At 74.6% G+C, this 23,716-nt stretch carries 15 protein-coding genes; 5 read left to right on the plus strand and 10 right to left on the minus strand.

What is annotated here, in order from left to right:
* Position 1 precedes the first annotated feature (1 nt).
* A complete protein-coding gene (locus tag IEZ13_RS43395) occupies positions 2 to 2,125 on the minus strand; it encodes a transglycosylase domain-containing protein (protein WP_183227809.1) in 2,124 nt (707 codons plus the stop codon).
* Between the two features lie 51 nt (positions 2,126 to 2,176).
* Positions 2,177 to 2,677, minus strand: a complete 501-nt coding sequence (locus IEZ13_RS43400) for a GNAT family N-acetyltransferase (protein WP_183227808.1) — start codon at positions 2,675 to 2,677, stop codon at positions 2,177 to 2,179.
* A gap of 62 nt (positions 2,678 to 2,739) precedes the next feature.
* Between IEZ13_RS43400 and IEZ13_RS43405 the strand changes: the two genes are divergently transcribed.
* The 4 genes from IEZ13_RS43405 to IEZ13_RS43420 all read left to right on the plus strand — a co-directional run bounded on the left by IEZ13_RS43405 (position 2,740) and on the right by IEZ13_RS43420 (position 5,768).
* A complete protein-coding gene (locus tag IEZ13_RS43405; RefSeq protein ID WP_229795748.1) occupies positions 2,740 to 3,183 on the plus strand; it encodes a TetR/AcrR family transcriptional regulator in 444 nt (147 codons plus the stop codon).
* A 78-nt stretch (positions 3,184 to 3,261) separates the two neighbouring features.
* Positions 3,262 to 3,969 carry a DedA family protein gene (locus IEZ13_RS43410; RefSeq protein ID WP_183227807.1) on the plus strand — a complete coding sequence of 236 codons (708 nt, stop codon included), beginning with the start codon at positions 3,262 to 3,264 and terminating at the stop codon, positions 3,967 to 3,969.
* Positions 3,970 to 3,984: 15 nt separating this feature from the next.
* The gene (locus IEZ13_RS43415; protein ID WP_183227806.1) at positions 3,985 to 5,130 is read left to right on the plus strand and encodes a sensor histidine kinase; all 1,146 of its coding nucleotides are present in this window, start codon (positions 3,985 to 3,987) and stop codon (positions 5,128 to 5,130) included.
* Positions 5,121 to 5,768 (plus strand): response regulator transcription factor, encoded by a 648-nt coding sequence (locus IEZ13_RS43420; protein ID WP_183227805.1) that lies wholly within the window; start codon positions 5,121 to 5,123, stop codon positions 5,766 to 5,768. Before IEZ13_RS43415 ends, IEZ13_RS43420 begins: the two co-directional genes overlap by 10 nt.
* Positions 5,769 to 6,172: 404 nt before the next feature.
* Here the strand turns inward: IEZ13_RS43420 and IEZ13_RS43425 are convergent, their stop codons facing one another.
* From IEZ13_RS43425 to IEZ13_RS43455, 7 genes are all read right to left on the minus strand, one after another.
* Positions 6,173 to 6,577, minus strand: a complete 405-nt coding sequence (locus IEZ13_RS43425; protein WP_183227804.1) for a LuxR C-terminal-related transcriptional regulator — start codon at positions 6,575 to 6,577, stop codon at positions 6,173 to 6,175.
* Positions 6,578 to 6,691: 114 nt separating this feature from the next.
* Positions 6,692 to 8,671, minus strand: coding sequence for a class I SAM-dependent methyltransferase (locus tag IEZ13_RS43430; protein WP_183227803.1), 1,980 nt, complete (start codon positions 8,669 to 8,671; stop codon positions 6,692 to 6,694).
* Positions 8,668 to 9,825, minus strand: a complete 1,158-nt coding sequence (locus IEZ13_RS43435; RefSeq protein WP_183227802.1) for a glycosyltransferase — start codon at positions 9,823 to 9,825, stop codon at positions 8,668 to 8,670. The genes IEZ13_RS43430 and IEZ13_RS43435 overlap by 4 nt, the downstream gene beginning before the upstream one ends.
* Positions 9,822 to 10,634, minus strand: coding sequence for an alpha/beta fold hydrolase (locus IEZ13_RS43440; RefSeq protein ID WP_183227801.1), 813 nt, complete (start codon positions 10,632 to 10,634; stop codon positions 9,822 to 9,824). The genes IEZ13_RS43435 and IEZ13_RS43440 overlap by 4 nt, the downstream gene beginning before the upstream one ends.
* 4 nt (positions 10,635 to 10,638) lie before the next feature.
* The gene (locus tag IEZ13_RS43445) at positions 10,639 to 10,920 is read right to left on the minus strand and encodes an acyl carrier protein (protein ID WP_203834162.1); all 282 of its coding nucleotides are present in this window, start codon (positions 10,918 to 10,920) and stop codon (positions 10,639 to 10,641) included.
* A complete protein-coding gene (locus tag IEZ13_RS43450; RefSeq protein WP_221246378.1) occupies positions 10,917 to 15,086 on the minus strand; it encodes a beta-ketoacyl synthase N-terminal-like domain-containing protein in 4,170 nt (1,389 codons plus the stop codon). Before IEZ13_RS43450 ends, IEZ13_RS43445 begins: the two co-directional genes overlap by 4 nt.
* A gap of 2 nt (positions 15,087 to 15,088) precedes the next feature.
* Positions 15,089 to 21,355 (minus strand): type I polyketide synthase, encoded by a 6,267-nt coding sequence (locus tag IEZ13_RS43455; protein ID WP_183227800.1) that lies wholly within the window; start codon positions 21,353 to 21,355, stop codon positions 15,089 to 15,091.
* 202 nt (positions 21,356 to 21,557) lie between these two features.
* Here IEZ13_RS43455 and IEZ13_RS43460 point away from each other — a divergent pair, with 202 nt between their 5' ends.
* Complete coding sequence (locus tag IEZ13_RS43460) at positions 21,558 to 22,412, plus strand: alpha/beta hydrolase (protein WP_183227799.1); 855 nt, start codon at positions 21,558 to 21,560, stop codon at positions 22,410 to 22,412.
* Positions 22,413 to 22,498: 86 nt separating this feature from the next.
* Here IEZ13_RS43460 and IEZ13_RS43465 read toward each other — a convergent pair whose 3' ends face one another.
* Positions 22,499 to 23,674 (minus strand): endonuclease, encoded by a 1,176-nt coding sequence (locus IEZ13_RS43465; protein ID WP_183227798.1) that lies wholly within the window; start codon positions 23,672 to 23,674, stop codon positions 22,499 to 22,501.
* Positions 23,675 to 23,716: the final 42 nt, after the last annotated feature.

The following is a 23,716-nucleotide window of genomic DNA, read 5'->3' on the forward strand; positions in this document are numbered from 1 at the left end:
GTCACGGGGTGGGGAACTCCTCCTCCGGCTTGCCCTCCATGTAGTCGGCGAGCGTCTCGTACACCGCCGGGTTGACGATGCTGTGTGACATCCGGTCGGTGTGGCCGGCCCAGTCGGGGTTGGCCAGGTAGCCGGCCACCACCAGGGAGCGGGTGCCGACCACCAGGGCGGCGGTCTTGTCGTTGTCGGTAGTGCCGGTCTTGCCGAAGACCGGGTGGCCGACCACGTCGCGCACCTGCGGGGCCGTCGCGCCGGCGCAGTCGCCGAGCTGGGCCTGGTCGCCGACCGGGCAGCGGGCCGCGTCGAGCGCCTTGCGGGCCACCTCCTTGGTGGTCGCCTTCGTGCAGTCCGGCTGACCGGCGTCGATCTTCGTGCCGTCGGCGGTGGTGATGCTCTCGATCGGTGTCGGCGCGCAGTACTCGCCGTCGGCGGCCAGCGTTGCGTAGGCGCTGGCGATGTCCAGCGGGGTGGACATCGAGACGCCGAGGGTGAAGGCGCCCCACTCGTGGGCCTGGTCGGGGTCGTTGGCCCGGGTGGAGTCGTCGGCCGAGCGGAACTGGATGCCGAACCGCTTGGCGACGTCGACCACCTTCTCCGCGCCGACCTGCTCCTGCAGCGGGACGAAGTAGGTGTTGACCGACCGGCCGAACGCGGTCCACATGTTGAAGTTGCCGGACTCACCGGCCGAGGCGTTGCTCGGGCAGTAGTAGCCGTCGCAGCCCTCCGACGAGGAGTCCAGGTAGCCGGACTTGTAGCGCTGCGGCGAGTTGATGGTGGTGTCCAGCTCCTCGCCGTTCTCCAGGGCGGCCACCAGGGTGAACATCTTGAACACCGAGCCGGCCTGGTAGCCGGGGACGTCCGCGCTGCCGGTGATGATCGGGTTGGTGGTGTTCGGGTAGGTGCCGCGGATGCCCTTGCTCGCCGACTCCGGGTTCGAGGACAGCTCGTTGCGGGGATCGTCGGCGTCGTCGATCCTGTACTTGCGGTTGGCGGCCAACGCCCGGACCGCGCCGGTGCCGGGCTCGACGGCGGCCAGCATCAGGGCGTTCCTGTTGTCGTCGCTCTGCCGGTCGGTGATCTCCTTGCGAGCGTCCGACTGGGCGTCCAGGTCCAGGGTGGTGACGATGCGGTAGCCGCCGTTCTTGAGCAGGCGCTCCCGGTCGTACGAGGTCTCGCCGAAGGCGCTCTGGCTCAGCCACCACCGGTAGAAGTAGTCGCAGAAGAAGCCCCAGTGGTTCTTCGCCACCGACACGCAGCCCCGCGACGGGCGGGTCGCGGTCTTCGGTACCTTCGCCTTCTTGGCGGCGGTGGCCTCGGCCGCGGTGATCTGTTTGAGCTCCCGCATGTTGTCGATGATGTAGTCGCGCCGGTCCACCGCCTGCGGGTAGCCGGTGGCGGTGGTCGGGTCGAACGCGGTCGGGGCCTTCACCATGCCGGCCAGCAGCGCCGACTCGGCCACCGACAGGTTCGCCGGGGACTTGCCGAAGTAGACCTGGCTGGCGGCGCTGATGCCGTACGCGCCGTTGCCGAACGGCGCCATGTTCAGGTAGCGCTCCAGGATCTCCTGTTTGGTGAGCTGCTTCTCGACCTGGACCGCGTACTTCATCTCGGACACCTTGCGCTGCACGGTGTCGTTGGTGGCGTCGACGACCTGCTGCGGGTCGGTCGCCGAGTAGGCCAGCGCCATCCGCACGTACTGCATGGTGAGGGTGGAGGCGCCCTGCTTGCCGCCGCCCTGGTTGTTGTTGACGAAGGCGCGCGCCACACCCTTGAGGTCGACGCCCCGGTGCTCGAAGAACTTGTGGTCCTCGGCGGCCACGATGGCGTCCTGCATGTTCTGCGAGACCTTCGCCAGGGGTACGTCGCTGCGGAACTCGTCGTACATCAGCGCGATCTGGGTCTTACCGTCGGACGCGTAGACCCTCGTCACCTGTGGTGACGCCTGCACGGTCAACTCGGTCGGGAGCTCCTGCAGCTCCTCGGACCCGACCTTGGCGGCAAGGCCGGCCATCGCGACGGCCGGGAAGGCGGCGGAGGCGACGGCAAGGCCCGCGAGCAGGCCACATAGGCCGAGCACGCCGGCGCTGCGGATGGTCCGATGGTCACCGAGAGGCTTGCCATTCACTCTGACCAGGTTAACCAGCGAGATCGCAAGCTACACCGTTCGCGAGTTTCGTCACACCAGGTAACCCAGAGGTTTGACCCAGGTCTGGCCGGTGACCTGCTCCGCTCCGCCGAATCCGGGGTGCGGTTCCTGCGCCCGCAGCGTGAAACCGGCCGCCTCGTAGATGCGCCGGGCCGAGACGCACAGATCCACGGTCCAGAGTGTGATCTCGCGGTAGCCGGCCTTTTCGGCGAACGCCAGGCACTCCCCCACCAGGCGGGAGCCGGCACCACCGCCACGGGCCGCCCCGGTCACCAGCAGGACGCGCAGCTTCGCCGTGCCCGGCTCGTCGCCGGCCGCCAGCATGACGCAACCGCTGCGCTCGCCGCCGGTCTCGGCGATCCAGGCCGCCTCGCGGTCCGGGTCGTGGCCCGCGGCGTAGTCGGCCACGATGCGGGCGACCAGTGCCTCGAACCCGGCGCCCCAGCCGAACTGGCGCTGGTACTCCTCGCCGTGGGCCATCACGATCCAGCCCAGATCGCCCGGCCGGTCGGCCCTGCGCAGCACGGTCATCCCACTTCCCCTCTCACCTGTCCCTGCGGCCGCTCGCGGCGGCGATCGGCTCCAGCCCGCGGGTGCTGCTGTTCCTCTTCGGCAGCAAGGACGGGCTCGTACGGGCGCTGCTGGCCCGCGCCCGCACCGACGAACTGGCACTGCTGGAGGGCGCCGGAGACGATCTCGGCGACGTCTTCGCCCGGGTGTGGACCTGGCTGGCGGCCGAGGAGCACCGGCCGCTGCTCCGGCTGTGGACCGAGGCGTACGCCCGCTCGCTCACCGAACCGGACGGGCCGTGGGCGGGCTTCGCGCGGGCGACCGTCGACGACTGGCTCGGCGTGCTGGCGGCCGGGCAGCCGGCGGCCGAACGCGACAGTCCGGACGGCCTGGCCCGCCGCACCCTGGCCCTGGCCGTGCTGCGCGGGGCACTGCTCGACCTGCTGGCCACCGGTGACACCGAACGGGTCGGCGCCGCCGTCCGGCAGCAGCTCGCCGTACTCCGGGGGTGTGGTTCTCCGCAGTAGCGGCACTGCGGAAACGTCCGTCCAGGTCGGAGGGCCGTCCTCATGGTCGCCGGGCCCGCGGATTCATAGCGTCGGGGCATGACTTTCGGTGACGTGGAAAGTGGTGTCGTCGGCCTGGTGGAGACCCTCGGCGCACCCGGGGCGGGTCTCGCGGTGGCCCTGGAGAACCTGTTTCCGCCCATTCCCAGTGAGGTGATCCTGCCGTTGGCCGGGTTCGCGGCCGGGCAGGGGCGGATGAGCCTGCTCGCGGCGATCCTCTGGACGACGCTCGGCTCGGTGGCCGGCGCCCTGGCGCTCTACCGGGTGGGTGCCCTGCTCGGGCGGGACCGGTTGCGGCAGATCGTCGTACGGCTGCCGCTCATGAAGGTGGAGGACTTCGACCGGACCGAGGCGTGGTTCGCGCGGCACGGGGCGAAGGCGGTGTTCCTCGGGCGGATGATCCCGATCTTCCGCAGCCTCATCTCGGTCCCGGCCGGGGTGGAGCGCATGCCGGTGGGCCGCTTCCTGCTGTATACGACGGCGGGCAGCGCGATCTGGAACGTCGTGTTCGTGCTGGCCGGCTACCAGCTCGGGGAGAACTGGCATCGCGTCGAGGAGTACGCGGGGCTCCTCCAGAAGGCCGTCATCGTCGTGTGCGCGATCGCCGCCGCGATCTTCGTGGCACTCCGGCTGCGGCGAATCCGGCGCGAGCGGGCGGCCGGGCAGGTGGCGCGGCCGGCGGCGGACCCGGCTTTCGGCGAGCGTGGCACCGTGTACCGAACCGCTCGCCGGCCCGGCGAGCGCTGACGCCGAGGGGGACGGATGTCGATCGCCGTGCTGCGGAAGTGGGCGCGGGTGCCGGCCGCTGTCACGGCCGGGGCCTTCACCGGCCTCGCGGAGCTGGCCTTCCTGCTGGTCACCGGCCTGACGTTGGGCCTGGCCGCGGTCGCGCCGGTCGCGCGTCGCCGAGTGGCCGCGGCGTCCACCCGCGCGGCGCGGTGGATCGCCGGCCGGGAACGGCGCCGGCTGGCGTGGGCTGGCGGCGAACCCGCTCCCCCACCCCTGCCGCCGGCCGGGCCGCGGGTGTTCGGCTATCTCGCGGCCCGGGCCCTGCCCGCGCTTCTCGGCGGCCTCGTCACCGCCCTGCTGGCCACCGGCGTGGCGCTCGCCGGGATCGTGGCCCGCTCGGTCCTGGCCGGGACCATGACCGTGCCGCACCTGCTGGGTCAGGTGCTGCTCGGCGCCGCACTGCTCACGCTCAACCTCCAGGGCTTCGTCACGGTCGCCGGGATCGACGCCCGGCTGGCCCGGACCCTGCTCGAGTCGAGCACCCGCGAGGAGCTGGAACGGCGGATCGGCGAGCTGGCGGCCAGCCGGGCCGAGGTGGTCGCGGCCGTCGACGTCGAACGGCAGCGCATCGAACGCGACCTGCACGACGGGTTGCAGCAGCGGCTGGTCGCGCTCGGCATGCTGCTCGGCCGGGCCCGCCGCAGCGCCGACCCGGAGCGGACGCGGGCGCTGCTGGACCAGGCGCACGCCGACGCCCAGCGGGCCGTCGAGGAGATGCGCGAGGTGGCGTGGCGGGTGTATCCGTCGGCGCTGGCGCACAGCTCCCTCGACGAGGTGCTGGCCATGGTGGCGCAACGGTCCGCCGTACCGGTGCGGATCGACTTCGCGCCACACCCGCGACCGAGCCGGCCAGTCGAGACCGCGCTCTACTTCGTGGCGTGCGAGGCCGTGACCAACACCGCCAAGCACGCCGCGGCTACCGTGATCACCATCTCGGTCGGGCCGAACGCCACGGGGGTGGAGATGGTGATTACCGACGACGGGGTGGGCGGCGCCGACCCGGACGGCTCCGGCCTGCACGGGCTCGCCCGCCGGGTCGCCGCCCTGGACGGCCGCTTCGAGGTGCGCAGCCCGTCCGGCGGGGGCACCACGATCCGGGTGGAGCTGCCGTGCGGATAGTCCTCGCCGAAGACTCCACCCTCCTGCGGGAGGGCCTGGTCCGGCTGCTGGCCGAGGAGGGGTACGACGTGGTGGCCGCGGTGCCCGACGCCGACCGGTTGCTGGCGGCGGTCGCCGAGCACCGGCCCGGCATGGTGGTCACCGACGTCCGGATGCCGCCGGGCGGCACCGACGACGGACTGCGGGCCGCCGTCGAGATCCGCCGCCGGTGGCCGGGCACCGCCGTCGTGGTGCTGTCCCAGTACGTCGAGAAGCGGTATGCCGCGCACCTGCTCGCCGACCGTTCCGACGGCGTCGGCTACCTGCTCAAGGACCGGGTGGCACACGTCGGCGACTTCCTCGACGCGCTGGAACGGGTCGCGGGCGGGGCCACCGCGCTCGACCCGGAGGTGGTCCAGCAGCTGATGTCCACGACCACACACGGCGACCCGCTGCGCGCCCTCACCCCACGCGAGCGGGAGGTGCTGCACGAGATGGCGCAGGGCCACACGAACGCGTCCGTCGCGGCCCGGCTGCACATCTCGCAGAGCGCCGTCGAGAAGCACGTGAACACCATCTTCGACCGGCTCGGCCTGTCCCACGTCACCGGCTACAGCCGCCGGGTGCTGGCCATCCTGCGCTATCTGGGCGCGGGCTGAGGGGTCCTTCTCCGCGTTTCGCTTCCGCTCCCTTCTTCTTGTACGCGTGTCCTCGTCCCGTCGCTATCAGGGCCGTCCCGTCCGCTCGGCGCGCGCTTACTGCCCACTCCGGCCTGTGCCGCGCCCGCCGGGCGTAGATCGGTGGCCGGGCAGGCCGGGCAGACCGCCGCTACCTCAAGTGCCGCCGCCCCTGCTCTCGGTCGGCTGGCCGCCGTGCTTTCGGTCGCCCTGGGCGGATGGCCGCGGTTCCACATGGGTGGGGTGGGCGCGCACGGTGGCGGTGTCGTGGTCACCCACGTGGCCCATAGCCGGCGTGGCCGCGCACGCGGAGTCTTGGGTGGGCGGCCACCCCGGCTTTGGCCGCCCGAACGTGTGCACCCGCCCGGGCCTCGACCACAAGTTCTCTAGGGGTCGGCCAGGCCGGCACGCCATGCCCAGGCGGCGACGGCGACCCGGTTGTGCAGGCCGAGTTTCGTCTGGATGTTGGCGATGTGGGTCTTGGCTGTGCCGGGCGAGATGAACAGCTCGGCGCCGATCTGGGCGTTCGTCAGGCCCCGGGCGACCAGCCGGACGATGTCGGTCTCGCGGTTCGTCAACGGGTTGGGCGCGTCCGGCCGGGGCGCCGCCGTCACGGCCCGCAGCAGCCGGACGGTGACCTCCGGGCTGATCAGGGCGTCGCCGGCGACCGCCGCGCGGACACCCTCGACCAGCAGCGCCGGGCCCGACCGTTTGAGCAGGAAACCGCACGCGCCGTTGCGCAGCGCGCCGTCGACGTACGCGTCGTGGTCGAAGGTCGTCACCACGACCACGCGCCGGCCGCCTCCGGACGGCCGGACGCCTGCCGCGCCTGCGGCCGCGGTGGATGGCCGAAACCCGTCGAGGGTACGCGCGGCGGCGCGCCCGTCACGGCCGCCGGCTGACGGTCAGCCCACCGCTGGTTTGCGGGCCAGCAGGCGGTAGCAGTTGCCGCCGGAGGTGGGCGCGATCGCGGCGCCCAGCAGCCGGTCCGCCACGGCGGCGAGGACCATGGCCGGGCCGGCCACGCACCAGGCCACGGCGTGCCGGGCGCGGGCCAGGCGGGTCGCGGGCCGCGGCGCCCACGGCCGGTCCGGGTCGGGGAAGTTGGTGTTCACCCAGAGCAGGACCGCGGCGGACAGATCGCACGGCTGGTGGGCCCGGCCGGTGTCGGTGGCGACCACGGTCAGGCCCCGGGCGGTGATCGCCTCGGCGAGCCGGGGCAGCGAGATGAGGTTCAGATGCTGTGGCTGGAAGTACGGCATCCACAGGCTGCGCATCAGACGGGCCGGGCCGAACCGCGGGTTCGGGACCTCGATGAGCAGGTGGCCGCCGGGTGGCAGGGCACGGGCCGCGGCCTCGATCTCGGCCCGCGGATCGAGGGTGTGCTCCAGGTAATGGTGCATGCTGATCACGTCGTAGCGGCCGACGAGACGGTCCGCCGACTCGGGGAACATGCCCTGGTGGGCGGTGTCGATCCAGCCGCGGCGCTGGGCTTCCAGGACGCCGTCGCCCATGTCGAGGCCGTCGAACACGGTGCCGGGGGACGCGGGCGCCGCGTACCGGCAGAAGTGGCCCCAACCGGTGCCGACGTCCAGCCACCCGCGCGGGGTGGTGTGGGCGCGAACCATGTCGACCCGGCCACGGTAGGAGTCGGCGTGGCCGGCCAGGAGCTTCTCGGCGGAGGATTCGCCCAGTCCGTCGTAGACGTCACGGTAGTAGAACTCCAGGCCGGCGGCGTTCAGCCGGGGGTTCTGGAAGATGTGCCCGCAGTCTGCGCACCGGTCGAGCGAGAAGGACCCGGGCTTGCCCACCATCCGGTCCGGGGAGGTGAGACGGCGCCGCAGGCTGGTGCCGCCGCACCAGGGGCAGTCGTCGCGGCGGGGCTCGAAGAAGCGGCCGGTTCCGTCGGCCAGATCCCGGGCGTAGCCGATCCGGGCGCGGGCGCGGCGTTCGTCCATCTCCCGGTCGTACGGTGACCGCCACCTTCCCCGGGCGCATCGCCACCAGCGCAGCGGATCGCGGACCGGGCGCAGCCAGGCGGCCCGGAGGCGGTCGGCCGGGCGCAGGGCGGTGCCGGCCGTCACCAGGTAGGGCTGGGCCGCGTAGGCGGTCAGGGCGAGCAGTCCCCACGCCGGGTCGAGAGCGACAACGGCGGCCAGCAGCAGGTAGCCGTACAGGCGGACGGCCAGGGTGGCGTGCACCGACGTGGTGGAGGCGCGCAGCCGGGCGGGGAACGTCGCCGGGCCGGCGGGAACGGCGGTGACCGCCGGGGTCACGAGCAGGCCGGCGCCATCCGCGGCGTACTTCTTCAGCCGGTCGGTGATCCGGATCATGGTGGCCGGGTCGTGGCCGTCACCGGCGTCCACACCGGCGCGGGCGGCCAGGGCCGCGTCGACCAGCAGGGCCTGACCGGCGCCGCGGCCGGGCGCCAGCGGGTCGGTCCGGTAGGTGGCCGGGTCGACCTGGCGGACCAGGGTGAACGTCTCGGACATCGGCAGGTCGGCGGGGACCAGGTCCAGTACGGCGAGGCCCTCCCGCTCGGCATGTGCCACCGCCTCCCGGCGGGTCCGCTCGTCGACGGCGACCCCGGCGGCGGTGATCAGGAGGAAGCGGTCGGCCGCGTCCTCCGGCGCGGCGTCGGCGCCGGGCCGGATGCCCGGTTCCCGCGCGGCCGGAACGTAGATGGCCTCGCCTGATGGCGGCTTTCCATCGGATGAGGCGGGCACGGCGACCGGCATCCGGGCGGGCCTGGCCGGCACGGTGACCGGATTCCTGGCGGGGACCGGGGGCAGGGACGGGATGGCGCGCAGACGGGCGCGCAGGCGCAGCCCGTCCAGCAGCAGGACGGCGGCCGCGACGGCGGCGGGCAGCATCGACCCGTTCAACGGGTGGCCTCCGGGATCAGAGTCGTGGAGCGTGCGAGAGATTCCAGGTGGGTGACCGCCTCGTCCGCGCCACCGGCGGCGTGGAAGGCCGTGCGGATCCGGGCCGCCGCGTGGGCGTACCCCGGATCGCTGTGGATCGTGTCGACGGCCGCGCCGATGTGGGCGGCGGTGGCGTGCGCGAACCGCAGCCGGACGCCCGCGCCGGCGCTCACCACCTGGCCGGCGACGATCATCTGGTCGTCGCGGATCGGGGCCACCACCAGCGGCCGGCCATGCCACAGCGACTCGGTGACGGTGTTGTGCCCGGCGTGACAGATCACCAGGCCGGCCCGTTTCAGGACGGCCTGCTGCGGCACCCACGGTGTCACGTGGATGTTCTCGGGGCACGGCCCGACCACCCCGCCGGGGTCGACGATCACCGCGTGCAGTTCGGGGCGCGCGGCCAGGGCCTCGGCGCAGGCCCGCAGGAAACGGGCCCCGGTCTCGGTGGACTGGGTGCCGAGCGTGACCAGGACCAGCGGCCGGCGGGCGGGCCAGGGTGGGGTCCAGGCGCCGGGGTCGTCCTGCGGGGCCGGGCCGACCCAGCGCACCGAGGCCGGCGCGGCGATGGCGGGGCCGGTGAGCTCCGGGGTGGTGAACGCCAGGATCAGGTGCGGTGACAGGCGTGGATCGGCGACCGGCCGCGGATGGGCGATCGCGGCGAGACAGCCGGACAGCCAGTCGTGCAGGGCCGGCGGGTACGGGTCGAGCAGCTCCGCCGATGTGGAGGCGGAGGTGGCCCAGGGCAGTCCGGCCTCGGCGGCCGCGTAGGCGCCGGCCCACGCCTGCTGGTCGGCGACGACGACGTCGGGGCGGTGCCGGACGATCGCGGCGCGGAGCCCGGGCAGCATCGCGGTCGCCAGCGGCAGCAGGAAGTCCTCGACGAGGAACCGCAGCGCGGCGAGCCCGCGCAGGCCGGGTTCGCGCTCGCCGACGGTGAAGGACGCCGGGACGCAGTCGTGGACCTCGGCGGTGGGCCCGAGACGTTCCCGCAGCCACGGGCCCATCCCGGCCCACACCACGTGGTGGCCGCGGGCGGCGAGGCGGGCGGCGACCGGCCGCAGCGGGGTGAGGTGGCCGGTCAACGGCGGCACCACGATCAGGAAACGGCTCACGGCGCCACGGCCCCGGCGAGGGCGCCCCGGCGGGCGGCCAGCCACGGCAGGACGGCGGCGGCCACCTCCTGCGGCGCGAAGGCGAGCAACTGGTGGTGCTGGCCGGGCACCACCACGACGTCGCACGGCGGCAGCAGGCCGACGATGCTGTCCAGGCGGGAGTGCAGGCGGGAATCGCCACCGACGATCAGCAGCAGCGGGCATCGCAGCCAGCCGTCCGGATAGACGTCGACCAGACCGGTACGGTCGATGATGTCCTCGACGAGGGTGGTCGCGACGGCGAGTTCGCGGGCCCTGCTGGTGAGCCGCCGGGCCATGGCGGGCACGAGAGCCCCGAGTTCGGCCCGCGCGATCTCCTCGGCGTCGGAGAGGTGAGCGGACAGTTCGCGCAGTCCGTCGGTGGCCCGGTCGGCCCACGCCACGGTCGGCGGCTCGGATTCGATGACGATCAGGGAGGCGACACCGTCCGGGAAGCGGTGGGCGTACCGGAAGGCGACGGTGCCGCCCCAGGAGAAGCCGATCAGGTGCACCGGGCCGGCGACGCCGAGTTCCGTCAGCAGTCCGGTGAGGTCGTCGGTGGCGTCGTCCACCCGGTACCCCCGCGGGGGCCGTTCGCTGCGGCCGTGACCGCGCAGGTCGTAGGCGATGACGTCGAACCCGAGGCCGGCGATCGCCGCCGCGATGCTGAAGTAGTAGCTGGCCATCGTGTCGAGCAGGCCGTGGATGAGAACCAGCGGCGGCGCGCCGGGATCGGCCGGCCGCATCCGCTGGACGTGCAGGCGTACCCCGTTGGTGGTGATGTGGGCCATCGGCTCAGGCGTGTTCCAACCGGGCCGTCACGTACCCGGCGAGGTCGCCGACCCGCAACGTGATGATCTCCGGGAGCGTCCGGGTGGAGAGGAATCCGGCCACGTCGATGCCGGGTCCGTAGCGTTCGGTGAGCAGGGTGCCGAGCACCACCAGGTCGATGCTCTCGAAGGCGAGGTCGGCGTCGAACGACGTGTCCGGGGTGATCGGCACGGCGCCGAGGTCGTACCCGTCGAGGACCTCGCGGATCAGGTCACCGATCTCGGCGAGAACGGTTTCGGTGGTCACGGCAGCACCTCTCGGTCGGTGGTCCAGGCGACGACGTGCCGTCGTCCTTCGTGATGCAGATCGGTCAGGCGTACGCGCAGATCGCCCGCCGTGGTCGCGACGGTCGCCTCCGTGTCGCTCGCGGCGATGACGCGCAGCGTGTGCGGGTTGCCGCCGAGGCCGGTGCCGAGCGCCTTGCCGGCGGCCTCCTTGGCGGCGAAGAAGCGGGTGAACCCGACGGCCCGGTCGGCGCCGAGCAGCTCCCGTTCGGCCGGGGTGAGCGCCGCGGCCACGGTGGCGTCGTCGCGGTCGGCGACCTCGAGGACGTCGATGCCGACCGGTCCGTACGGGCGGGCCAGGGCGACGCCGATCGATCCGTGGTGGGCGATGGACACGGCCAGTGGCGGCAGCCGGCGCCCGTGCCGTCCGGTGATCCACGGCCGTCCGGCCTCGTCGTTGCCGGTGTCGAGTTCGATCGGGAAGACCTCGGGGTCGGTGAGCATGGTGCGGACCGCGTCCTTGAGGGCGATCCGGCCGAGCAGCCACGCGTTCCGGCCGCGGGCCGGGCGCCGCTGGTAGAGGGCCCATTCGGCGGGAGTGAGATAGGTGCGGGCGATCAGGTCGCGGCTGGCCTGGTCGGCCCAGTGGGTGGTGGCCCAGTGCCAGCCGGCCTCGTGGCGGCGGGCCAGCCGGGCGGTGCCGGGCGAGCGGTCCACGGCCCGGACCGCGTCGTCGCTGGTGAACCGGTGCAGCCGCCAGCCGTGCATCTCGGCCCACACCGTGCCGTCGTGGACCAGCTGGAGGTCGGCGGTGACCGTGCCGCCGGTGACGGCGACGATCCGGACGTGGCAGGTGAGCGTCTCGCCGGGGGCCGGGTCGGGGCCGTACAGGCGCAGCGCGGTGAGGGCGACCGGGAAGGCGCGGTTGTCGCCGTCCAGCTCCTCCGTCATCCAGTAGCCGACGAGTTGGGCGGCGCTGTCGAGCAGGGCGCCGCCGGCGGCCGGGGTGGTCAGGGTGCCGTGCACGTGCCGGGCGCCGATCCCGTCGATGCCGGTCACGCCCTGGTAGGCGGGGCCGTGGAACATCCAGCGACCGGCGTACATCTCGGTGGCGGTCAGGCGTGGCGCGCGGCCCGGTTCGGCGGGTTGCGGCCACACCGGCGGAGCCGGCGGGTAGGCGCCGCTGAACGCGACGGTGGCGCGGGCGTACCCCTGTGCCGTGACGCGGCGGCGGTCCGACGTGTCGGTGTCGACCGCGAAGGTGACGGTGACCGGCGGCGCGACCGCGAGCCAGCGGTCGAACCCGGCGTCGTGCACGCCGGTCACCACGCCGCTCGCGGTGGGCCGGGCCGCGTCGCACAGGTGCCGGATCAGGTCGGTGGCGGGGACCACCGGAAAGCCGTCGCCGGGTTCCGGCCAGCCGGGCGGCAGCTGCACGAACGTGTGGTCGCGCAGGTAGGGCAGCCGCTCCAGGGACAGGTGGCGGCGCGTCGTGGTGGTGGCGGGGGCGGCACGCCGCCGGACGGCGGCGACGACGTCGGCCGCGGCCCGGGCGGTCTCGGCGGCGACGGCGGCGGCCCGGTGGTCACCGGATCCGGCGGGTACGGCGGTGCGGCCCAGAAGTGCGGCGGCGTCCTCGCCGAGCGACACCACGGGGTTGCCCAGCGACAGCCGGACCGTCGCCCCGGAGGACGACCGCGGGTTCCGTGGCGCGAGCAGGTCCCCGCCGGGCTCGGCGCCCTCGGCCCACAGCGCGGCGAGCACCCGGGTGAGCCGCCCGAGCCCGGTCTGCCGGGGGGTGGTGGCGGCGATCGCCAGGTGGTCGTGGCCGCGCAGGACGTCGTGCACCAGCGAGGCGAGCCCGCCCGGACCGACTTGGACGAAGGCGCGGACCCCGTCGGCGTGCAGCCGTTCGACGAGCGCCCGGAACCGGACCGGTTCGAGCAGGTGACGGACGAACAGCTCGCGGATCGCGCCGGGCTCGTCCGGGTAGGGCGCCAGCGTCGTCGCCGACCACAGCGGCGTCCGCCACGGCCGCGTGTCGAGCAGTTCGGCGGCCGCGGTGAGCCGGTGCACGTACGGCCGCAGCCGGGGCGTGTGGAACCCGGACCGGAACGGCAGCACCTGCCCGGTGATCCCGTTCCCGGCCAGGGCGAGCAGCAGTTTGCCGACCTCGCCGGACGGGCCGCAGACCACACACTGGTGGGGCGCGTTGTCGTGCGAGACGGTGACGCCGGTCCCGGCCAGGAACGGTTCCACGGTGCCGGTGCCGGCGCCGATCGCGGCGAACACCACGTCGGGCACCTGCCGGACGGCGTCGGCGAACTCCTCCAGCACGGGTTCCAGTTCGCCGTCGTGGTAGCCGGCCGCCACCGCCATGGCGGTCCACTCGCCCAGCGAGTGCCCCGCCAGCACGTCCGGGCGTACCCCCTGGTCGCGCAGCGCGGCGTCGAGCAGCCGGCTGACCCGGTAGACCGACACGCCGTGTGCGTGCAGGCCGTCGGCGCCGGGCAGCGGCAGGTCCCGGCCCATCCGGGCGGCGACGTCGGCGACCCGCGGCTCGAACTCACCCTCCAGGCCCGGGTAGAGGAACGCGATCCGGCCCTGCCCGCCGGCCAGCAGCGGCCGTGGGCTGAACCAGATGTCCTGGCGTCCCCGCCACGGTTGCCCGGCGGCGACCACCCGGCGGGCGGTGGCCAGGGTGCGGGCGGTGGGCGCGACGATCGCGAGCCGCATCCGGCCGGTCCCGGACGGCACGGCCGGCGGCCGGTCCAGCAGCGCCGCCAGTTCGTCGGTGGTGTCGGCGGCCAGCCGCAGCACCGGCAGCGGCTCCCGGACCCGTGGCGGGCGGCCGGCGGCCGGGGCCGCTTCCAGGACGGCGTGGGCGTTGACGCCACCGAACCCGAACGCGTTGACGGCGGCCCGCCGGGTGTGGCCGAACCAGGCCCGGGCCACCGGGATCGGCCGGAACCGGGTGGCGGCCAGCCCGGGGTGCGGGTCGTCGCAGGCGGGCATCGGCGGCAGCACTCCGTGGTGGACGGCCAGGGCGGCCTTGACGAATCCGGCGATCCCGGCGGCCGGCATGGTGTGGCCGATCAGCGCCTTCACCGAACCCAGCACGGCCGGGTTGCCGGGCCCGAACACGTCGCGCAGGGTGGCCAGCTCGCAGGCGTCGCCGGCCGCCGTGGCGGTGCCGTGCGCCTCGATCAGGCCGACCGCGTCCGGGTCGGTGGGGTCGAGTCCGGCGGCCGACCAGGCCTGGCGCAGCGCGGCGGCCTGACCGGCGGAGACCGGGTTCATCAGGCTGGCCGCGCCGGCGTCGCCGGACACCCCGGTGCCGCGGACCACGGCGTAGACCCGGTCGCCGTCGCGGCGCGCGTCGGCCAGCCGTTTGAGCACCACGATGCCGCTGCCCTCGCCGATGACCAGGCCGTCGGTGGCGCCGGTGAAGGGGCGGCTGCGGCCGGTCGGGCTGACCGCGCCGAGCCCGGCGAAGACGCTCCACAGGGTGGCGTCGTGGGCGTGGTGGACGCCGCCGGCGAGGACCACGTCGCAGCGGTCACGGGCGAGTTCGGCGACGGCCTGGTCGACGGCGAGCAGCGACGAGGCGCAGGCGCCGTCGACGGTGTACGCGGGGCCGCCGAACCCGTGCCGGTGGGCGATCCGGGCGGCCGCGAGGTTGGGCACCAGGCCGATCTCGGCGCCCGGCGACACCGGGCCGAGCCGGTCGGCGAACGCGTCCCGGATCCGGGCCGCGGTGTCCGGGTCCAGGTCGGGCAGCAGCTCGGTGAGGGTGTGGGCGAGCTGGTGGGCGCCGCGTACCCGCTGGTCGAACCGGGACAGGGCGGGGGTGAGGTAGCCGCCTCGGCCGAGGATCACCCCGATCCGGCCGGGGTCGCACGTGCCGGGTTCGAGGCCGGCGTCGGCGAGCGCCGCGTTCGCGACGTGCAGGGCGATCAGCTGATCGGGTTCGGTCAGCGGCAGCGCGGCCGGCATCACCCCGAGGGCGGCCGGGTCGACGGTGCCCAGGTCGCCGAGGAAGCCGCCGCGACGGCTGGCGGGCAGCCCGTACCCGGGTGGGGCCTCGGTGACGCTGTCGGTGCCGGTGACGATGTTGCGCCAGTAGGTGTCCAGGTCGGGGGCGCCGGGGAACAGCACCGCCATGCCGACGACGGCGACCGGTTCCACGGTCACCAGCCCGGGGCCGCGTAGACGACGCTGGTCAGCACCGGGTCGCCGTGGGTCAGTTCGTCCAGCAGGGCGGCGGCGCCGGCGGCCGGATCGATGAGCTGGACGCCCTGTGCGGCGTACCGGCCGGCCAGCTCGGCGGTCACCATGCCACCGTGCCGGCGGGCCGGCGCCCACGGCCCCCAGTGCACGGTGAGGCAGCGCCGTCCGGTGCGGGCCGCCCAGCGGCGGCCGCAGTCGTCGAGGGCGTCGTTGGCGGCCGCGTAGTCGCACTGGCCCCGGCTGCCGCGGACAGCCGCGACGCTGCCGAACAGGGCCACGAACCCGGGGGCGTCCGGCAGGTGGTCGAGGGCGTCCAGGACGTTGCGGGCGCCGTCGACCTTGGTGCCGAAGACGCGCCGGAACGAGTCGGTGGTCTTGTCGGCCAGCAGCCGGTCCTCGATCACCCCGGCCGCGAACACCACCCCGTCGAGCCGCCGGTACGCGGCGTGCACCGATTTCACCAGCGCGTGCACCGCGTCGGCGTCGGTCACGTCGAGGGTGTGGTACTCGACGGTCCGGCTCACGGCGCGCAGCTCGGCGACGGTGGCGGCCACCTCCCGCCGGGCCAGCACGGCCCGGGCCCGCTGGTCGACGCTGGCCGGGTCGCGGCCGGCCAGGACGCGCCGCAGCGCGTTCAGGTCGGTGGCGGCGGCCAGTTCGGCGTCCTCGGGCTCGGCGTCCGGCGCGGTCCGCCCGGCCAGCACGATCCGGCAGCCGGTACGGGCCGCGAACTCGCCGGCCACGGTCGCGGTGATCCCGCGCCCGCCGCCGACCAGCAGCACCACGGATTCCCGGTTCAGTTCGGTGGTGGCCCGTCCCCGGGGCGGTGGCACCGGCCGTACCGACGGCGCCAGCCGGTTCGCGCCGTGCCGGACGACCGGCTCACCGTCGCGGTCGCCGAGTTCGGCGGTCAGCAGCGCGGCGACGGTGGCCGGGTCCGCCCCGGACGGCACGCTGACCAGCCGGGTCAGGACGCCGGGCCGTTCCTGCCGCATCGACCGGATGAAGCCGGGCAGCCCGTCGGCGCGGGGGTCGCCGTCGACCGCGGCGACCAGCACCCCCCGGCCGGTCGCGGCGGCCGCCCGCAGCTTCTCGAACAGCACCGGCAGCCACGGCTGCTCGTCGTCGCCGTCGCCCAGCGCCCCGGCCAGGAGCAGGTCGTCGCCGCCGTCGGCCACGACCGGGACGCCCCGCTCGCGTAGTGCCCGGGCCAGCTCGTCCGGCCCGTCGACGGTGACCGTGCGCCCGGCCGGTACGGCGTCCGCGGCCGGCGGGGCCGGCGTCCACTCGCGGAGGAACCGTTGCGGTGCGGCGGCCGGCGGCCCGCCGTCGAGCAGCGCCGCCATCTCCCCCGCGGTCCGGGCGCGGCCCAGCCGCTCCAGGGCGGGCCCGGCGCCGCCGGTCAGCTCGCCGACGATCTCGGTGCGTTTGATCGAGTCGATGGAGAGGTCGGCTTCCAGGTCGACGTCCGGGCCGATCAGGTCGACCGGGTAGCCGGTGCGGGCGCTGATCACCGCCCGGACCCGGTCGAGGGTGTCCACCGGCTCGATCGCGGCCGGGGCGGCGGCCGCGACCGCCGGTCCCGTCGTGGGCTCCGGGGTGTGGGCCGGCTCGATCGCGGCCGGCGGTGGCGCGCCCAGGTAGGCGAGCATGACGTCGCGCTGGGTGGCCACGAACTCCCGGGTGGTGCGCAGGTAGTCCTCGATGAGCCGGTCGGCGTCGGCGGCCGGGGCGGCGACCGGAACCTGCCGGGCGGCGGCGATCCCGCCGGTCAGGTAGGCGCCGTCGCCGGTCCGGACCGCGTGCCCGTCGACGGTCCAGCGCGGCGGTGGCGCCGGGACGGTGTCGGTGAGGTCGGCGGCGTCCCGGCCCCGATAGAGCGGGTCGAGGTGCACCGGCACCCCGGCCAGGGCGAGTTCGGCGACCGCGGACAGGGCGCCGGCCAGGCCCCCGCCGGCCTGCTCGAAGTTCACCACCCGGTGCGGTCGGTCGGCCAGGATGGCGCCGACCAGGTTGCTGAGGGTGGTTCCGGGGCCGCATTCGGCGAAGACGCGGGCGCCGGCGGCGTACATCGCCTCGATCTGGTCGGCGAAGCGGACCGGGGATCCGATCTGGTCGCCCAGTTCGACGGCGATCAGGGCGGGCCGGTCCGGGTACGGCCGGGCGGTGCGGTTGGCGTAGACCGGGATCCGCGGCGCCCGCGGTGACAGTCCGGCGACCGCCGCGGTGAACCCGGGCCCGGCCGCGGTCACGAGCGGGCTGTGGAAGGCGCAGGCCACGTCCAGGGCGGTGACGGTGTGGCCGAGCGCCCGCAGCCGGGCGCCGGCCTGTTCGACGGCACCGGGAACGCCCGCGATGACCGTCTGGTCGGGGCTGTTGTGGTTGGCCAGCACCACCCCGTCGACGGCGGCGATCTCGGCGGCGATCTCGGCGGGCGGGCCGGTGACCGCGGCCATCGTGCCGGGCTGGGATCCGGCGGCCGCGAGGATCTCCTCGGCCCGCCGCAGGCTCAGCGCGGACAGGGCGGTGTCCGGCAGCGCACCGGCGGCGGTGAGGGCGACGAGCTCGCCGTAGCTGTGCCCGGCGGCCATGTCGGCGGTGATGCCGAGCATCGTGAGGAAGCGGTGCGCGGCCAGGCCGGTGAGCCCGAGGGCGGGCTGGGCGTTGCGGGTGTCGCGCAGCCGGTTGCGCTGGCGGTGGGCGCTGTCCGGGTCGAAGGCCGCGCCGGGGTAGAGGGCCCGCACCCAGTCGCCGCCGTGCTCGGCCGGTTCCCGCAGCTCGGGGAAGGTGATGAGCAGCGACGCGAACATGTCGACGCGCTGGCTGCCCTGGCCGGGGAAGAGCAGTGCGAGTTTCGGGCGCTCGGCCGCCCGTACCCCGTCGTGGTCGAGGTTCTCCAGGCGGGACCGCAGGTCGTCGATCGAGGTGGCGAGCACCGAGAGGGTGGGCGCCGCCGCGGTGCGCGACAGCCGGGCGGCCGCGGTCCGGGCCAGGTCCCGCAGCCGGGCCTGTGGGTGGGTGTCGAGCAGTCCGCGCAGCCAGGCGGCGTCGGCCCGGCCGGTGAACAGGAACAGCTCCACCGGCCACTGGTCGAGGCCGTGCCGTGGTTCCGGCCCGCGGTGGCCGGTCAGCACGGCGTGGAAGTTGGTGCCGCCGAACCCGAATCCGCTGACCGCGCCCACCCGTCGTTCCATGGTGTCCGGCCAGGGTCGCGCCACCCTGTCGAAGGCGAACGGGCTGTCCTCCGACCAGTCGTCGTGCGGGCGGGTGAGGTGCGTGGTGGGCGGGCGGATGCCGGTGTGGATGGCCAGTGCCGTCTTGATCAGACCGGCCATGCCCGCCGCGCACTTGGTGTGGCCGATCTGCGACTTCACCGAGCCGAGCGCCGCCGTGCCGGGAGCCGCGCCGGCCTCGGTGTACACCACGGTGAGGGTGGCCAGTTCGGTGCGGTCGCCGACCACCGTGCCGGTGCCGTGCGCCTCGACGAGCCCCACCTCGGCCGGTGACACCCCGGCCTGCCGGTAGGCGCGCAGCAGCGCCGCCCGCTGGCCCTCCGGGCGGGGCGCGGTCAGCCCGCGGGCCCGGCCGTCGCTGGCGCTGCCGACGCCGCTGATCACCGCGTACACCCGGTCGCCGTCGCGTTCGGCGTCGGCCAGCCGTTTCAGCACCAGGCAGCCGACGCCCTCGCCGAGCGCGATGCCGTCGGCCGCGGCGTCGAACGGGCGGGACCGGCCGGTCGGCGACAGTGCACCGGCGGCCGCGAAGTGCCGGTAGTCGAGCAGGCTGTTGTGGGTGTCGGCGCCGCCGCACAGCACCAGGTCGGCGCTGCCGGTGATCAGTTCGCGGCAGGCGGCGTCGAGGGCGGCCAGCGAGGAGGCGCAGGCGGCGTCCACGATGTAGTTGGCGCCGCCGAGGTCCATCCGGTTGGCGATCCGGCCGGTGATCACGTTGGCGAGCACGCCGGGAAAGGTGTCCTCGGTGAAGCCGGGCAGTTGCGCGTCCAGGGTCTCGGGCACCCGGTCCAGGTAGGCGGGCAGCACGGCCCGCAGGGTGAGCGCGTGCGCCAGTTCCCCGCCGGACTCGGCGCCGAAGACCACCGCGGTACGGGACCGGTCGAACGCCCGCCCGCTGCCGGCGGCGTCCGGGAACGGCTGGTATCCGGCGTCGGCGAGGGCCCGGCCGGCCGCCTCCAGGGCGAGCAGCTGCACCGGCTCGATCGCGGCCAGCGACGCCGGCGGAATGCCCCAGGCGACCGGGTCGACCGGCACCCGGGGCAGGAATCCGCCCCACCGCGACGGCACGTCGTGCCGCTCCGGGTCCCACCGGTCGGCCGGCACCTCGGTGATCGCGTCGGCGCCGGCGACCACCCGCGACCAGAAGGCGGCGGTGTCCCCGGCGCCGGGGAAGATGCCGGCCAGGCCGACGATCGCCACGTCCAGCGGTGCGGCGACGCGCTCCGGTTCCGGCCGCGCCCCGGCGTCGGCCGATGGCACGGCCAGCCACGCGGCGGCGCCGGCCGTCACCTCGGCGTGCAGCTCGGCCACGGTGGTGACGGCGTCGCGCAGCACCGCCACCTGACCGGCCATGAACAGACCACCGTCGCGCTGCACCCGCTCGTCGACCGGTTCCAGATCCCCGCCGGTACGCCGCAGGCCCTTGCTGGCCAGTCGCAGCCGGCCCAGGTTGAGCCGTTCCAGCGCGTCCCAGATCTCCCGGTCCGGTGTTCCGGCGGCACGCAGCCGGTCCCGGGCCGCGGTGAACTCGGCGGCGTACGGGCTGTCCACGCAGCGGGTCAGGTGGCCGGGCGCGGTCTCCAGGACGGTGGTGGCCCGGGCCCGCAGGATCTCCTGCTGGAACACCGGCCCGATCGCGCCCGAGCCGACCGCCTCCGCGGTGAACAGGTACGCCGTGCCCATGAGCAGCCCCACTCCGGCGCCGCGGGCGGTCAGCGGCGCCGCGGCGGCGGTCGCCATGGCCGCCGAGCGGGCGTCGTGCACGCCACCGGCGAACAGCACGTCGAGGTGGTCGCCGGGGTGCTCGTCCAGCCAGTCGAGCAGCACCGGGATCTGCGCCTGCCAGAGCGCGAAACTGCTGGCCGGGCCGATGTGCCCGCCGCATTCGGCGCCCTCGAAGACGAACCGGCGGGCCCCGGCGCCGAGGAACTGCCGCAGCAGGCCGGGCGACGGCACGTGCAGGAACGCGGCGACACCGGCCGACTCCAGCCGGTCCGCCTGGTCGGGGCGGCCACCGGCGATGATCACGGCGGCCGGGCGGGCCGCGAGGATGGCGTCGAGCTGGGCGGCGCGGGTCTCCTCCGGGGCGAAGCCGAGGATGCCGGCCGCCCACGGCCGCCCGGCCACCGCCCGCGCCGTCGCCCGCAGCAGGGATTGGCTGGTCTTGCCGTCGGCGAGCGACAGCGCGACACAGGGCAGCCCGCCGCCGGCGGCGACGGCGGCGGCCAGTTCGGGACGGTCGCTGACCCGGGTCATCGGTCCCTGGACCACCGGGAGGGTGGTGCCGAGCCGCCGGGCGAGCGGGGCGCCCGGGCCGAGGGCGGGCGCGGTGCGCCCGGATTCGACGGCCGCCCGGATCGCCCGGATCACGCCGGGCACGTCGCGGTGGCGGCGAGCGAGATCGGCGGCCAGGTACGCGTCCAGGCCGGCGCCCGAGGTGGGCCGGGTCAGCGCGGCGGCCATCGCCGGCGGCGGGCAGGCTTCCGGCAGCAGCGCCAGAGCCGTGTCGAGGACGACGCCGGCCGCTCCCCCGGCGACCGCGGCCGCCGCGGTGTGCGGGCCGATGCCGCCCCACGCCCACACCGGCACGCCCAGTTCGGCGAGCAGTTGCTGGAGCAGGACGAAAACCGACAGTCCGGCGTCCGGGTCGCCGGTCTCAGCTCCCCGGGCGAGCAGGCCGTCGGCGCCGTCGGTGATCGCGGCGCGGGCCTGGACGAGGCCGGTCACCTCGGCCAGCACGGTCCGGCCGCCCCAGGCCGCGGCGCTGATCCCGGCCGGCACGACCACGGTGTCCACCTGTTCCGGCAGGTCCGCCGCCGTCAGGGTGGCGTTCACCCGTACCCCGAACCGGCCCGGCACCCACCGCGCCGCCCGCCGCAGTTCGGCGACCGCCGGGCCGTCGTGTCCGCTGAGATCCAGCACGCCCTGCACCCCGGCCCGGCAGCAGGCGGCCAGCAGCCGCCCGTCCGGGAGCCCGAAGGGGGTGACGGCCATGATCGTTGCAGTGTTCACTCGGTGCAGTCCCCCCGGCTCACCCGGTGGTGCCGCCCACGACCACCGATACTGCACTCAACGATCTTAATTTTGTCCAGTTATGCCCCGATTTGACATGGTTTCTGATTACGGGTAGCCGCAGGCCACCGGCGCGGCCTAGGTTCGATGCACGCAACGACGTACGTCGAAGGGGAAGCGCCGGATGTCGAAACAGGTCACGTTCACCGCCGACGGGATCACCCTGGCCGGAAACCTGTCGGTCGCCGCGGACGGAGCGCCCGGCGTGGTCCTCACCGGACCGTTCACCGGGGTGAAGGAGCAGGTCGTGGGTACCTACGCGGCACTGCTGCGGGAACGCGGGTTCACCACGCTGGCGTTCGACCACCGCGGGTTCGGGGAGAGCGGCGGCCGCCGGGCGCATGAGGACAGCCAGGGCAAACTGTCCGACCTGCGGGCGGCCGTGAGCCTGCTCGGCGAGCACACCGACCGGGTGGCGGTGGTCGGGGTGTGCCTCGGCGGCGGCTACGCGGTGCGGGCCGCCGCCACCGATCCGCGCATCCGGGCGGTGGCGGGGATCGCCGGGGCGTACAACAGCCCGGCCCGGTTCAGCGCCGGGACTCCGGAGGGCTACCGCGCGGCGATCCGGTCCTTCATCGACCGGTACGACGAGGAGCTGCCCGCCGTCGCCCCGGACGGTGGGACGGCGGCGATGGGCGGCGACGAACCGTACGCCTACTACGGCACCGCCCGGGGCGCCGCCGAGCGCTGGGAGAACCGGGTCACCTACGGCTCACTGCACTCGCTGATGACCCTGGACGCCCTCGGCGCCGCCCCGCTGCTGGGGACGGTCCCGCTGCTGATCGTGCACGGCCGCGCCGACGCCTACTGCTCCCCGGAACTGGCCGAGGCGGCGTACGACGCGGCGCCCGGCCCGAAGGAGCTGGTCTGGCTGGACGCGGCGGAGCACATCGATCTGTACGACGTGGAGCCGCACGTCACCCGGGCGGCCGAGGCGGCGGCGGCGTTCCTGCACCGGCATCTTTCCTCCCCGGCATGATCGGGAAGCGGCCACCGCCGGGGCACGACGGTGGCCGCTCGGGGGCCGGGCTCAGCTCTCGGATCAGCTCTCGGCCAGCTCTCGGCTCAGCCGAAGATCGAGGCCGCCCACTCGGGGTGGTCGATGAACGGGTTCCGGTTGTGCTGGTAGCTCGCGTAGATGACCTGGTTGCGGGCGCGCTCGGCCGCCGTCGGCGGGTCCTGCGTGTGCCACGCCAGCAGGGTGGAGAGCTTTCCGAGGTACGGGTTGGAGCCGTTCGCGGTCGAGTTGTTGAGCTCCAGGTTCGCCCAGGAGTCGCCGCCCTCGTAGCGCACCGCCATGTAGAACACCATCCGGGCCACGTCGCCCTTGATCGCGGCGCGGGGCTCCCACGAGTCGGCGTCGGTGTAGTTGCCGGTGGCGCCGGAGACCGCGGTTCCGCCGGTGTCGAAGTCCTTGTTGCCGCGCAGCGCGTTGATCGTGACGTCCTCGGGCCGCAGGTGGTGCAGGTCGGTGCCGGGGCCGTTGGCGGTGCCGAAGTCACCGTGCGACTGCGGCCACACGTGCTCCCGGTTCCAGTTGCCGGTCGCCCCACCGTTGAGCGTCTTCGACCGGCTGATCCCGGAGTACAGCAGGATCACGTTCGCCGAGTTCGCCGGGTCCTGGTCGGTGACCTTCAGGGCGTTCCACACCGCGTCGTACGAGATCGTGGTGACCCCGGTCGAGATGATCGTGTGCAGCGCCGACTTGAGGCTGGACCCGGATTTGCCGAGTGCCGCCGCGTAGTAGGTGTCGGTGGTGCTGGAGGCCGTGGGGCCGGCCGTGGCGGTCGGGCTGGTCGTGGCCGTGCCGCCGAACGTCATGGCGGTCGGCGACTTGAGCCCGGTGTGCGAGAAGTAGGCGGTCAGCGTGCCGGTGACCGTCAGCGCCCGGCCGACGTTCGACGGGTTGCCGGCCAGCCCGAACGCCGAGCGGTAGGAGCTGGTGATCTGGACGTACAGCATCCGGCTCGTGCTGGTCTCGGCCGCGCTGTCGGCGATGGCCAGTGCCGTGTCGCCGGTGAAGGAGCTGAACCGGACGGTGTCGGTGGCGGTGGGTTCGCCGACGATGTAGCCGACGACGGTCCCGGTGCCGCTCTGGCTGCTGATCGCCTGGGCGACCGTCAGCGGCGCGGCGGCCGCCGCCGACGGGGCCCGCAGCACCGTGACGGAGGCGACCAGCAGGCCGGCGAGGACCGGTATCAGCAGCGCCAGGAGGCGCCGATGGACTGTGGGAGCGGGCATGGGGGGAGCTCCGTTCACCAGGCTGTATAGACAGCTTTAATT

Source organism: Actinoplanes campanulatus (genome assembly GCF_014647795.1).
In the GTDB taxonomy this organism is placed as follows: domain Bacteria; phylum Actinomycetota; class Actinomycetes; order Mycobacteriales; family Micromonosporaceae; genus Actinoplanes; species Actinoplanes campanulatus.